Genomic DNA, 12,628 nt, shown 5'->3' with positions numbered 1-12,628 from the left:
ACGGCAAATATACTATGTAAATGGCGATATCAGCGTAACATTTATATTAAATTGCTTTCTATAACGATAGGGTTTTTCAAGATATTGTGCACCGGACATTTATCAGCAATTGTCAGCAGCCTTTTGCGTTGCGCATCATCCAAGGATCCGCTGAGTTTAATATGGCAGTGGATGAAGGTGGTCTTTTGGAGATCCGTGCGTTGCTCACTGATGGACATTTCGATCTCTACTTCCTGTAGATCCCAAGCCTTTCTATCGGCATACATCCGCAAGGTCATTGCTTTGCAGGTGCCCAAGGATGACATTAAGAGCTCCGTAGGAGAAGGCCCCAGATCGGTACCGCCTACATCTTCCGGTTCATCAGCTAGCAGAAGGTGCTGTTGTACATGTATTTCTGTTTTGTATCGGTCTAAGCCAGCTTTTACAATAATATTCCTTGCCATTCCTTTATATCAACCCTTCAATAATTAATGTTCCTGTTCCGGGATTTGTCGCTAACGGTACATTATACAGATCAGCTATGCGCATCAGCATTTGAATATCTGGTTCATGCGCATGCTTGCCAAGCGGGTCACGAAAAAATATAATCGCATCTACTTTGCCTTCGGCGGCCAATGCCGCTATTTGTGCATCGCCTCCCATAGGACCGCTAAGCTTAAGCTCGACTTCCAATCCCGTTTGGCGAACATAGGAACCGGTGGTGCCTGTAGCGATAATATTGGCTCGACGTAAATGTTCTAAATGATCTTTGACAAAACCCACCATATCGGCTTTCTTGCCGTCATGCGCTATCAAGGCAATGGTTCTCTTCGTAGTATCCATATGATTTTTTTAATGCTATTAACCGAAAAAAATGTAAGCTAAAACGACGGCCGCAATAAGCCCGACCACATCGGCGATCAATCCACAGGTCAAGGCATAACGCGTATTTTTAATACCGACCGATCCGAAGTAAACGGCCAACACGTAAAATGTAGTTTCCGAAGATCCTTGGATGATACTCGCCAAGCGTCCCTGAAAAGAGTCTACGCCGTAGGTTTGCATCACATCGACCATCAGGCCTCGCGCACCACCACCGCTCAATGTCTTCATCAGCCCCACGGGCAATGCCGGTACAAATCGCGTATCCATGCCCAACGACGAAAAGCAATACCCAATAGCATTCACCACGTAATCCATACAACCGGTGGTACGAAATGCGGAAATAGCAACCAGTATAGCGATCAGGAAGGGAATAATCATAACAGCTGTGCTAAAGCCTTCCTTTGCGCCATCAATGAAGGCGTCGTATACATTAATTTTCTTGATTGCACCAAATACAATAAACAAGATGATGATGGAAAAAATTAACAGCCCGCCGATCAAACCGGTGATCTTTTCGATCTGTTCGGGTGGCAATCCATTCAGTCCAAAATACAACAAGCACATCAACCCCAAAAAGAAACTTAAAAACAGAAGTACCGGTAAGTTAAACAGGTTTATGCGCTGATAGATGGCCACGGCGATCATTCCAGAAACAAAGGAGATGAATGTACCGATCAGCGCGGGTATAAATATGTCTGCGGGGTTTGCTGCTCCACTAGCGAGCCGTAAAGCGATAACGGATGTAGGTATGAGGGTTATGCCTGCCGTGTTCAGCACCAAAAACATAATTTGTGCATTGGTAGCCGTATCCTTGCTTGGGTTAAGCTCTTGTAGCTCTTTCATGGCTTTAAGCCCTACGGGCGTGGCAGCATTATCTAATCCCAGCATGTTTGCAGAGAAGTTCATAATGATTGAGCCATTGGCAGGATGCCCTTTGGGAACGCCGGGAAACAGTTTGCTAAAAAATGGGTATACACCTTTGGCAAATAACGAAATCATCCCTGCTTTTTCCCCCACCTTCATAATACCCAACCAGAATGTCATGATACCGACCAGCCCCAAGGATAATTCTGCGCCGGTTTTTGCACTGTCGAATAGGCCGTTTATCAGATTAGAAAATATTTCGGTATCGCCCAAGAACACAAGCTTGACCAAAGCAACAATAAATGCGATAATAAAGAAGCCGATCCAAACGTAATTTAAAGCCATATTGATAGTTTACGCCGTAAATGTAAGATTTATGCAGGAAAAGCAGTGGCAAAGATTAATTTTTTAGGAAGTTCCACACCGATCGGTCTTTTTTCCCGGGCTTGTCTGCGATAATCTCCTCGACAATGCTATTAATGAGCGTCTCATTTTCGCTGACCAGTTTATCTGCTAATGAAATAATCTTTTGTATGTTGGTGGGCGTTGCGGCGTCCATAGACGCGTCAATAGAGGAGAGGTTCGTGGGTTCTATACGAATGTAATTTTCCGATTTGCCGACCGATTTGAAGAGCTGTTTCAGGTAATAATTGGTGCTTTCCGCAGAGCTGCTACTCATTATATCTACCAAAGCAGGTCCGATGGATATTGCTCTTTTTTTCTTGAAGTCTTCGTAATTATAGGAAATCTTCGATAAGCCCGTGCCCAGCGATAGAATCCAGATGTCGTCAATCTTATAGCTGTTGTAGCTCTTGATTACTTCGAGCAACGCTGAGAGCGATGGGTTGTGGGCGAATACACCGCCATCTACCAATGGATAGCGTGTCTTTGCCACCGAAAATATTTCAGCCACCGAAAAATACGTTGGTGCCGCCGATGTGGCGCGACATACGTCCCGCAAATAGAAATCCCGCGATTCGCCGTGCGAAATCGCTTTCTGCTGCCGGAAGAGGTGGTTTTTTCGGAGTTCGATGTTGTAAGCGGTGATGATGCAGGGCTTCAGCAGTTCGCTCAGCTTTTTATCGCCGAAGTAGGCTGCTAATATTTTTTCGAGAACGGTGTTATCATACAGCTCACTTAACAGGCCAAACCGACTTAGAAATCGTCGCCAGGGTTTTGCCGCAAAGATGGCTGTGCCGTGTTCCAAGTAGATGTCCAGCGCATCTTTGGCGCTGTATATGGGCTTACCTGAATTTTCGGGGTCTGGGCAGAGCAGGATAGACAAGAGGATGCCACCGGTGCTTGTGCCCGCGAAGAAATCGAAATAGTCCGATAAGTGCGCGCTCGGATTACCAGTCGCCTGCCTTATCTTATCTTCCAGTGCAACCAGAAACATGCCGGGGATAATACCGCGTATGCCACCGCCATCTATGGAAAGTATTCTTTTCATCGTAATAAGCTGTTCGTTAAGGATGATGAAGCTATCAAACCCATTAAAACCAAAGCGCAGCGTAGTAGGGACAACGTCGTCCTGCCTTATGCTATGCCAAGCCGGTTTCTAAATTACAAAAAACAGGAGACAAGAGATATTGCGGGATTAAAAAAAGTTTTAAAAGCGCAGCGTACTGTCCTAAAGTTCCGTTGGACCGCCCCCAACTATTAGCCAACCTAAACAGGAATATTAACTTTTATAACAACCTCTACGTATATTTACCACACTTTTTACTATGCAGAATGCTACAGATAGCGTGACGAAGCAAGCTCCAGTTAAAAAAGTAGTGATCTGCTATTTTCTAATACCGACTGACAACAATGCAAGAAGTAGACAAAATCAAACAAAAAATCGTTAAAAAAGCTACAGTATTTGAAACAGGTGGTTTTAAGCCTGAATATACCAGCACTGAAAGTTGGATTGGAAAAGTTTACCTTTTGAAGCCATTCCCTTTACGACCTCAGCCTACCAGGGACGATTATCCTGTTTGGGACGGCGGCGGCTTAACTCGTGAAATGGAAGTTGAAATTTTAGAACTTGAAAGGTCTGGAATAATTGAAAGCTATTATGATATAACCGAAAATCAATATGGACATAAACTTGGTGGATATCCGAGTTTTTGTCAACCAGGTGTTTATTTTGGAGACAATTTTGAATTTGTATTTCAAATTGCATCAGATGATAAGGCAAGATTAAATATAGTAGATAGTGGCACAATGTATTTTGCGAAAAACGCTATAACTGGCGAATGGATTTTTTATTGTGACTTTTATTAAATCTTAAAACAGCAGCAGACATCTGCATCGGCAAAATAGCGTCTAGCTGCATAGCCTTCCTTCAAATCATTGCACGTTCACTACAGCGTCTTTATACTTCGAAATACGCTATGTAGCATTGATAAGAAAAAGCAGAATCCTATTGCGTTTTCCTGTCCGAAATGTAGGCGCTAGGGGTTTGAAAATGCTTAGTACCTTTTAGATAGCCTAATCCGTTAGCAAGTCAAGTAAAAATAAAATTTGATTGTTATTTCGATCAGAATATCTACATTTGTATGAAATAACAATCATTTGAAGATGAACAAGAGAAAGCAAACGATTTTCCCTCGATATAATCAACTGCTGGAAGAGATGGGAGAGCAATTAAAACTTGCTAGAAAACGGCGTAAGCTGACTACTACGCAGGTCGCAGAACGTGCCGACATAGCTCGATCTACTTTATATCTGATTGAAAAGGGAGATGCAGGCGTAGCTTTAGGAGCCTATTTCAATGTGCTCCGGGTATTAGGCTTACAGGACGACATATTGAAATTAGGGGCTGATGATGCGTTTGGAAGAAAATTACAGGACTTAGGTTTATTGACATAAGAAATGGTACAGAATAAGTTCGATATCTATGTCTATGCACAGTGGAAAGGCATGGGTGAAGCCAAACCTATAGGCACGCTTTCTGCCCATTTCGGAAAGGGGAAGAAAGCCTTTAGCTTTGAGTACAATAAAAACTGGATAAAGTCTGAGCAGCAGCAGCTTTTGGACCCCGATATACAGTTCTACACCGGTACGCAGTTTCCAAACAATAAAGAAAATTTTGGAGTTTTCATGGATAGTATGCCTGATACTTGGGGACGTACACTTATGAGAAGGCGGGCTGCCCAACAGGCCAAAGAGCGGGGTGAAAAGACGCCGACTCTATATGACATAGACTATTTATTAGGCGTATATGACGAAAGTCGTATGGGAGCATTACGTTTTAAGACTGATCCCGATGGCCCATTTCTGGATAATAATAGTGCTATGCCGACACCTCCTTGGTCTTCTGTTCCCGAACTGCAATCTGCTGTGGACAGTCTGGAAAAAGATGAAGATAGTGAAACCGTAAGAAAATGGCTTGCTATTTTAATAGCTCCCGGTTCTTCGTTGGGTGGAGCAAGGCCAAAAGCGAACGTGTTGGACGAGGAGGGGAGCTTATGGATAGCAAAATTTCCCTCGAAGAGCGATACTATTGATAAAGGCGCTTGGGAATATCTGGCCTACAAGTTGGCCATTGATGCTGGTGTTATAATGAGTCCTTGCAGGATAGAAAAAGTAGAAGGTAAATATCACACATTTTTCACCCGGCGATTCGATAGAGACAAGGGAGAACGCATCCATTTTTCATCCGCTATGACGATGACGGGTAACAATGAAGATACTATACGTGATAACGTAGCAAGCTATGTGGATATAGCCGAATTTATCAGTAATCACGGAGTCAATATAGAGGCAAACTTGCATCAATTATGGCGCAGAATTGTTTTCAACATTGCTATTTCCAATACCGATGACCACCTGAGAAATCACGGATTTATTTTAGCGGATGAAGGGTGGATTTTATCTCCCGCGTATGACTTAAACCCATCTGTTGACAAAGATGGGTTGGCGCTTAATATCGATATGGACAATAATGCATTGGATTTTGAATTGGCAAAAAGTGTTGGAGTCTTTTTCAGGCTTAATGGAGCGCAGATGGAGCAAATCATTAGCGAGGTATCAAAAAGCGTTATCGGGTGGGAAAAGGTGGCGGATACAATAGGTATATCGCGCAGCGAACGTGAGCTCATGAGGGGAGCATTTAGCGTATACTAAGTGTCAAATATACAAATGCCAATTTGCCATACATAATTAAACTGCAGAAGATTATAAAATAATAGTACACTTTTGCTACGTAGCAAATTCTGCAATTAGCCCTTTTCGGTCTTAGGAGTGTTTAGGTTTTTTATTTTCTCTTTATTTTGAATTATTTAAAAAATGTTAAAGCTAAATCTAAAAGCGGCTATGACGGTCTATTAGCTGATATGAGATTAAGAGCAAACAAAGAAACGATTGCAAAAATTATTCAGGCATATACGAACGGGGAGTTTTCAAAAGGTATCATTGAACACTGCGAAATACAAATCAACCTTAATGCAGACAAATCATATATAGACTTCTGCGCAAATATCCGTGATAGCATTCATACAGTATTTACTAAAGATGATTGGAGGCTACTATCCAAGTTACTATATGGAAAAAATTAATTTGATTGAAAGCATTTCCTTCGTTGAGGAAATGATGCTATCCCTACAATCTAGCATGCTAGGATCAATTTTAATGCGCTAGATCCCACATATATACTTCACCCATAAAGACAGTTAAGAATAAGGTGCAAATCGGTTGATGGAGAGCGTAGCCGGACTGCAGGTCGTTTGGACATGTATACTACATTAATTTAAAAGGATTAACAGAAATGTTGCTCCTTTTTTTGTCTGGGATTTATATATTTGCTCATTACAATAAATTCAAAATGATTAGAACTTTACTACTTCTTACTACGATTATAGGGTTTATATCCTGTTCGAAAAATGAAGATCCTAAACCAGCAAAAGACGACCCGATAATTGGGAGCTGGGAGTTGGGAGTTATAAGCAAGGTAACGGCGAATCGGGAAAGTAATGTGTTAATAACGCTCGACCATGAAACATTCAATAATAGAATACCTGTCTATATTTTTAAGAAAAATGGAGTAGGAGATATGCAAATTAGCAATTTGAATAAACAAGCCTTTAATTTTTCTTATAGTGATACTACGCTGTCTATCACATACACAGTGGACACTGAAAAATTTATACCCGAATACCAAGAATTGACTTACGTAATAGAAGGAGATAGATTGAAAATTTCAACTCCACGATTTGATATTGATGAAGAAAGGATTGGTCAGGACTTTTATTATTTCTCTAGGAAGGAATCTACCGTTACTAAGAAAAGAAGTAAAATAGAATGGTAATATGTAATACTGTATAAATAATATACGGTATTCATTTGGTATAAAAGCTCTCTCTTGTCAGGAGAGCTTTTATTTTGCTTATCAAAAATAAATGTATTTATTTAAAACACTTCGACTATAGTAGCAACTGCTTATTTAGTTAATTACTAAATATCGTTATTGCATTTCCACCTTTCTTCGAATAGCGTTTTTAATCCTGCTAACTCTTTTTCGTAAAGGGTGTTTTTCCTCGTACCAAAGTAGAGGGTGTTTTGCCAAGGGGTGTTTCCTTCCCATACCAAATTGACCTTTCCGTCAGCAAGTGCCTCAGCGCAAAGGAAATCAGGCACCACCGCGAATCCTTGATTATTGCTTAGACAACGGATGATGGAACTGATGTTGGGCACAATATAGTTAGGGCTAAAGTCGGGATGCTCATGGAAATTCCTTGACCAAAAGTTTTTCAACTGTTCCATATCACCCGCCGTGCTATACCATAGCTGCCGCTTCAAGAACTCCTTTGCCTGGTTCATCGCTCCCGCATGGAGCATGGGCATTAGTTCTGATGTATCCGTAGTACTTCCGGTAATCAGTATAATGGTTTCCTTCGAAAATGGTTCATAATGCAGGTTTTGTTGATTGCCCTTCTGAGGGGTAACGATCATATCTAACAAGCCACTATCTAAATCGGCCTGCATTTGCGGGTACAAGCCAAATTTAAGGATCAAGTTGAAAGGCAAACTTGCTACGTGTTCCTCTAAAGTGTATTGGAATGTTTCGAAGCACATCCCCACGCAGATGGTTGCTCGCTCAGGATGTGAACGACGATGAAAATGCTGCTCAGCACTTTCTAATTTTTGAAGCGGCTCGAGAATAGCGTTGTAAAGTATTTTACCTTTCTCGGTTGGAACCATTTTCCGTGGCGCACGGTCAAACAATTTATATCCTGCAAAGGCTTCTAATGAATTAAGATGCAGACTTACACCGGGTTGTGAAATAAACAATGCCTGCGCTGCGGCAGACAACGTGCCGCTCTCGTATATAGCTCTGAAAGTTCTAAGCCATTCTAAGTTCCAATGCATAACTATTATTTTTATGATACAAATGTATAATTTAAGTTATTTCCATTATAAAAAGAAATCCGGGAAATTTGTAGTCATAGCTTCATGAATCGTGTAAAAATAACATCATTCTTACCGTGGCAATAGGCTATGAAGGGGCTCTCCTCGAAAATATAAAAAAGCAGCGTGTTTGCCATTTCCGGACTTAGTAATAAATAGCGATAACATAGATGATATAAGAGCATAAGGTGCTTTTTGATAACTGGCGGAGTAGGTAATAAACGTTACAGGACTGGAGTTTATCAAACCTTTAAGGAAAAATAAAATATAGTATGGAATACAGACGATTAGGCAATTCAGGATTGCGAGTTCCTGTTTTAAGTTTAGGTACAGGTACATTCGGTGGTACAAATGAGTTCTTTCAGCGTTGGGGCCAAACTGATGTAAAAGAAGCGGCACGGTTGATTGACATCTGCTTAGATAGGGGAGTCAATTTCTTTGACACCGCAAATGTGTACTCGCAAGGTGCTTCTGAAGAAGTGCTGGGAGCGGCATTAAAAGGAAGACGTGAGAAAACAATTATTTCTACAAAAGGCACATACACCATGGGCGATGGACCAAACGAAAGAGGTTCGTCACGCTTCCACATCCAAAATGCCGTACATGATAGTTTGAAGCGTTTAGGTACGGATTACATCGATGTGTACTTTATGCATGGTTTTGACAGCCACACGCCAGTTGAGGAAACTTTGCGAACATTAGATAATTTGGTGGCTAGTGGAAAGATAAGATACATAGGCTGTTCGAACTTTGCAGCTTGGCAATTGATGAAATCTTTGTCCGTTTCCGAAAAGTACAACTTTGAAAAATATGTCATCTTTCAAGGGTACTATTCTTTAATCGGGAGAGATTATGAACAGGAATTAATGCCATTGATAAAAGACCAAAATATGGGTTTAATGGTGTGGAGCCCGCTCGGCTGGGGCAGGCTGACCGGAAAAATAAAGCGTAACCAACCACCCGTAGAGGGACGAATACAATCAGGTGGAGCGGTTGGTTCTCCACCTATTGACGATGAATATCTATTTATGGTTGTAGATAGTTTGGAACAGATAGCCACCGAAACGGGCAAGACCGTTTCGCAGGTTGCCATCAATTGGCTTTTGCAACAAGATACGATTTCGAATATTGTGATAGGCGCCCGAAATGAGCAGCAGTTGATACAAAATTTGGATGCCATTGGTTGGAATTTGTCCTCCACGCACCTTACACAACTTGACGCAATAACAAAACAAAAGCTGATTTATCCTCACTGGGTTGGCGAACGATAGTTCAATTCGGATCGAACCCGAGGGTTCTCATCCCTCAGCGATCAACCTGTAAAACAGTCACCATAAAAAAAAGCCTCAATCTTGGATGGAAGCTTTCTGCGGAGAGGGAGGGATTGGTTTAGCCGCACAGCCCCAGACATTGCCCTAAACCTCCTTCGGATCGAACCCGAGGGTTCTCATCCCTCAGCAATCAAATGCTAGACGCTAGTCATAAAAAAAGCCTCAATCTTGGATTGAAGCTTTCTGCGGAGAGGGAGGGATTGGTTTAGCCGCACAGCCCCAGACATTGCCCTAAACCTCCTTCGGATCGAACCCGAGGGTTCTCATCCCTCAGCGATCAAATGCTAGACTCTAGTCATAAAAAAAGCCTCAATCTTGGATTGAAGCTTTCTGCGGAGAGGGAGGGATTGTTTAGCCGCTCAACCCCAGACACTGCCCTAAACCTCCTTCGGATCGAACCCTCCAAACCCTTCTGTTCGAACCCTATCTGCTTTAAATAAAAAATCCCTCATCTGATGAAGAATTTTATTGGCGGAGAGGGAGGGATTGGTTTAGCCGCACAGCCCCAGACATTGCCCTAAACCTCCTTCGGATCGAACCCGAGGGTTCTCATCCCTCAGCGATCAAATGCTAGACGCTAGCCATAAAAAAAGCCTCAATCTTGGATTGAAGCTTCTTGCGGAGAGGGAGGGATTCGAACCCTCGATACAGTTATCCCGTATACAGACTTTCCAGGTCTGCTCATTCGACCACTCTGACACCTCTCCGTTTCGGTGTGCAAATATAAAAGAAATATATATATAAATTCAATATTTTATCTTTTTTCCGATTTCGTGCGCTCCGCAAACATTGCAAGAATGAAACTTTTGCTTAATGCTAAGCAGATTTAAACAAAAGGGCAGGCCGGAACCGATGTAATAACTCGTTAGAAAGATTAGACAAAATACTTCTTTAACAATACTATTTGCCCTAAGTGGTAATACGCATGCTCAATCATCGAGTCTATATTTCGGAGATAGGTTCCATATTTTTCCTCAACAAACACATCATACAACTTATCTTTAAGCATCTCTTCGACTAAAAGAGCAAATTCTGTAGCGGCCTTCCATAATTTGTTTAGAAAATTGGTCCATTCATCATTTAAAATAATTACGGGGAAGTCAAAGCTTTCAGCGTCACTGACCGTGACCGCTCCGCCGTTTTATTTATGAGTGCATAGATAGCATCAAGTGATGTATGCATGCTGCATAAGCTATTAACCTGCTAACCGTATCTCAAGATTTCTAGCTAACAAACTGAAGAGTCCGATTTCATAACAATAAACCACAAAATCTCAGCCAATATCAAACAAGCAAATTCGAATATAATTTATATTATGTTAAATAGAATATTTTGATTCTTCCCTTCCCGTATAGTTCTCGTTACTTTCTAAGTGCACTGTGCTGCTTGATTTGCACGCATATACTGAAGAAATGAACCGCTTAATGATTCCATTATTAAAAACCAAATAAGCGTGCTGGATCAATAAATGGGTAAATTGAACTATGCGATTATAAAGTCGTGCTATTCAATAGCACCCTTTAAAACCACAACTATTACAAACGCACTTAAATGTTCCGGTATATTTAGTTGCATCCATAAAACGTATAACTATACGTGCACTTGAAATGAATTAAGATCCATAAGGCTTATATACGTAAGAAAGCATTACCTATCTATTGAAAATTGTGATTGCTCAACTTTTAAAGGGCGTAAAACTCTGCTAAAAAGCAAAGGATGCTTAATATTAATAGCTAAGATCGGCTCTTAAAACAAGCAAGATCGCTACCGTGTAAACTAAAAAAGACTTCACAGCGGAAGTCTTTCTATACGTATCTAAAAAATAATGTTAAGCTACATCTTCAATCATCAATGCGGCGACCGTTAGATTGCTTCGCGGATCGATAAGAATGGCGCGAGAGTTTTCCGGAAAATCTTTATGCGTATCAAAAACAAGATCGCTAGCTGCTTTCAGGCTCACTTTGCCGATATCATTCAGCTTAATTTCTTCGCCATACAACTTTTCTTGGCTATTGACATCATATTTATAATGCACGTCAGTAATTTTAATTTTCGTGAGGTGACTATGGTTTTGCAACAGGTAAACCTGTCCATCGTCTAGCGGTTTGCTATCAAACCAACATAACTTTGCCTCTACATTTCTTTCGGTCGATGCCGGACGACTGGCCGGCACGATAAAGTCGCCCCGCGAAATGTCTACATCATCTTCCAGATGGACAATAATAGATTGCCCGTCTTGCGCGGATTCGAGATGAGCTCCCGCGAGTTCTATGGCTTTAACGACAGATTTAGCACCATTAGGAAGCACGATCACTTCCTCGCCGACTGTCAGCCCCTCTCCTAACACGCGGCCCGCATAGCCCCGGTAATCATGCAATTCATCCGTTTGCGGACGAACAACCCACTGTACAGGAAAGCGCCAAGGCTGCTCCTTGTTTCCCTCTAGTTCTATATTTTCCAGATAGGCCAGCAAAGAGTCGCCGTTATACCAGCTCATGTTCTCCGATGGCGACACAATGTTATCGCCTTTTAAGGCCGAAACCGGTAAAAAATCTACATTTTCTAAGCCTAACCGATCCGCTAATGCAAGATAATCCGTTTTGATATTTTCGTACACTGCTTGTTCATAGTCTACCATATCCATCTTATTGACGCATACGAGCACTTTCTTCAACGAGAGCAGTTGCGCGAGAAAAGAGTGGCGTTTGGTTTGCTCGATAACACCTTTTCGCGCATCGATAAGAATAATGATCAGCTCAGAATTAGATGCTCCCGTAACCATATTTCGTGTGTACTGGATATGGCCTGGCGCATCCGCAATAATAAACTTCCGCTTTTCCGTTTGGAAATATTTATAAGCCACATCAATCGTGATCCCTTGCTCCCGTTCTGCCTTTAGGCCATCTGTCAGTATCGCAAGATCCACCGTGCCGTCATTATTCTTTCTGTTCGCTTTTTTGATCGCCTCCAGCTGATCATCCAAAATCGAATTTGTATCGTATAGCAAGCGACCTATTAATGTACTCTTTCCGTCATCGACTGAGCCTGCTGTTATAAACTTTAGTATGTTCATCTTTTAGATTATAGTATTTAGATTATAGTACTTAGATCGTAGTGCTTGCATGATAGTACTTAGATTATAGTATTTAGATCGTATTATTTAAGTGATAGTGATT

The 12,628-nt window shown here is 41.5% G+C and carries 11 protein-coding genes and 1 tRNA gene; 5 read left to right on the top strand and 7 right to left on the bottom strand.

The window, feature by feature from the left end; translation table 11 throughout:
• Positions 1 to 41 precede the first annotated feature (41 nt).
• From B0I21_RS10935 to B0I21_RS10920, 4 genes are read right to left on the bottom strand one after another with little or no spacing between them, the layout of a single operon-like run.
• Positions 42 to 443: an OsmC family protein gene (locus B0I21_RS10935; RefSeq protein ID WP_133640517.1), complete on the bottom strand. Its 402-nt coding sequence runs from the start codon at positions 441 to 443 to the stop codon at positions 42 to 44.
• Between the two features lie 4 nt (positions 444 to 447).
• Entirely contained in the window at positions 448 to 822 is a 375-nt protein-coding gene (locus tag B0I21_RS10930) for a methylglyoxal synthase (RefSeq protein ID WP_133640516.1), read from the bottom strand.
• An 18-nt stretch (positions 823 to 840) separates the two neighbouring features.
• Positions 841 to 2,073, bottom strand: coding sequence for a nucleoside recognition domain-containing protein (locus tag B0I21_RS10925; RefSeq protein ID WP_133640515.1), 1,233 nt, complete (start codon positions 2,071 to 2,073; stop codon positions 841 to 843).
• A 55-nt stretch (positions 2,074 to 2,128) separates the two neighbouring features.
• Positions 2,129 to 3,178 (bottom strand): patatin-like phospholipase family protein, encoded by a 1,050-nt coding sequence (locus tag B0I21_RS10920; RefSeq protein WP_133640514.1) that lies wholly within the window; start codon positions 3,176 to 3,178, stop codon positions 2,129 to 2,131.
• 362 nt (positions 3,179 to 3,540) lie between these two features.
• On the opposite strand from B0I21_RS10920, the gene B0I21_RS10915 reads away from it, so the two are divergent.
• From B0I21_RS10915 to B0I21_RS10900, 4 genes are all read left to right on the top strand, one after another.
• A complete protein-coding gene (locus B0I21_RS10915; RefSeq protein ID WP_133640513.1) occupies positions 3,541 to 3,996 on the top strand; it encodes a DUF1963 domain-containing protein in 456 nt (151 codons plus the stop codon).
• 297 nt (positions 3,997 to 4,293) lie between these two features.
• On the top strand, positions 4,294 to 4,584 hold the full coding sequence (locus B0I21_RS10910) for a helix-turn-helix transcriptional regulator (RefSeq protein WP_133640512.1): 291 nt from the start codon (positions 4,294 to 4,296) through the stop codon (positions 4,582 to 4,584).
• 3 nt (positions 4,585 to 4,587) lie between these two features.
• A complete protein-coding gene (locus B0I21_RS10905) occupies positions 4,588 to 5,841 on the top strand; it encodes a type II toxin-antitoxin system HipA family toxin (RefSeq protein WP_133640511.1) in 1,254 nt (417 codons plus the stop codon).
• A 697-nt stretch (positions 5,842 to 6,538) separates the two neighbouring features.
• Positions 6,539 to 7,021 (top strand): hypothetical protein, encoded by a 483-nt coding sequence (locus B0I21_RS10900; protein WP_133640510.1) that lies wholly within the window; start codon positions 6,539 to 6,541, stop codon positions 7,019 to 7,021.
• Between the two features lie 146 nt (positions 7,022 to 7,167).
• Here the strand turns inward: B0I21_RS10900 and B0I21_RS10895 are convergent, their stop codons facing one another.
• Positions 7,168 to 8,082: a LysR family transcriptional regulator gene (locus B0I21_RS10895; protein WP_133640509.1), complete on the bottom strand. Its 915-nt coding sequence runs from the start codon at positions 8,080 to 8,082 to the stop codon at positions 7,168 to 7,170.
• 311 nt (positions 8,083 to 8,393) lie between these two features.
• Here B0I21_RS10895 and B0I21_RS10890 point away from each other — a divergent pair, with 311 nt between their 5' ends.
• On the top strand, positions 8,394 to 9,392 hold the full coding sequence (locus B0I21_RS10890; RefSeq protein ID WP_133640508.1) for an aldo/keto reductase: 999 nt from the start codon (positions 8,394 to 8,396) through the stop codon (positions 9,390 to 9,392).
• Between the two features lie 679 nt (positions 9,393 to 10,071).
• Here B0I21_RS10890 and B0I21_RS10885 read toward each other — a convergent pair.
• Both B0I21_RS10885 and B0I21_RS10880 read right to left on the bottom strand, forming a co-directional pair.
• Positions 10,072 to 10,159, bottom strand: a tRNA-Ser gene (locus tag B0I21_RS10885).
• A gap of 1,121 nt (positions 10,160 to 11,280) precedes the next feature.
• Positions 11,281 to 12,525 (bottom strand): sulfate adenylyltransferase subunit 1, encoded by a 1,245-nt coding sequence (locus B0I21_RS10880; RefSeq protein WP_133640507.1) that lies wholly within the window; start codon positions 12,523 to 12,525, stop codon positions 11,281 to 11,283.
• Between the last annotated feature and the right edge of the window lie 103 nt (positions 12,526 to 12,628).

Source organism: Sphingobacterium paludis (genome assembly GCF_004364125.1).
Taxonomy (GTDB): Bacteria; Bacteroidota; Bacteroidia; order Sphingobacteriales; family Sphingobacteriaceae; genus Sphingobacterium; species Sphingobacterium paludis.
The sequence above is the reverse complement of the archived record's forward strand: the minus strand, read 5'-3'. Positions and strand labels throughout refer to the sequence as shown.

Excerpts from the sequence above, each read along its gene's own strand:
- B0I21_RS10920 (WP_133640514.1), bottom strand. The coding sequence starts at position 3,178 with ATGAAAAGAATACTTTCCATAGATGGCGGTGGCATACGCGGTATTATC.
- B0I21_RS10915 (WP_133640513.1), top strand. The coding sequence starts at position 3,541 with ATGCAAGAAGTAGACAAAATCAAACAAAAAATCGTTAAAAAAGCTACA.
- B0I21_RS10910 (WP_133640512.1), top strand. The coding sequence starts at position 4,294 with ATGAACAAGAGAAAGCAAACGATTTTCCCTCGATATAATCAACTGCTG.
- B0I21_RS10890 (WP_133640508.1), top strand. The coding sequence starts at position 8,394 with ATGGAATACAGACGATTAGGCAATTCAGGATTGCGAGTTCCTGTTTTA.
- B0I21_RS10925 (WP_133640515.1), bottom strand. The coding sequence starts at position 2,073 with ATGGCTTTAAATTACGTTTGGATCGGCTTCTTTATTATCGCATTTATT.
- B0I21_RS10895 (WP_133640509.1), bottom strand. The coding sequence starts at position 8,082 with ATGCATTGGAACTTAGAATGGCTTAGAACTTTCAGAGCTATATACGAG.
- B0I21_RS10935 (WP_133640517.1), bottom strand. The coding sequence starts at position 443 with ATGGCAAGGAATATTATTGTAAAAGCTGGCTTAGACCGATACAAAACA.
- B0I21_RS10905 (WP_133640511.1), top strand. The coding sequence starts at position 4,588 with ATGGTACAGAATAAGTTCGATATCTATGTCTATGCACAGTGGAAAGGC.
- B0I21_RS10900 (WP_133640510.1), top strand. The coding sequence starts at position 6,539 with ATGATTAGAACTTTACTACTTCTTACTACGATTATAGGGTTTATATCC.
- B0I21_RS10930 (WP_133640516.1), bottom strand. The coding sequence starts at position 822 with ATGGATACTACGAAGAGAACCATTGCCTTGATAGCGCATGACGGCAAG.
- B0I21_RS10880 (WP_133640507.1), bottom strand. The coding sequence starts at position 12,525 with ATGAACATACTAAAGTTTATAACAGCAGGCTCAGTCGATGACGGAAAG.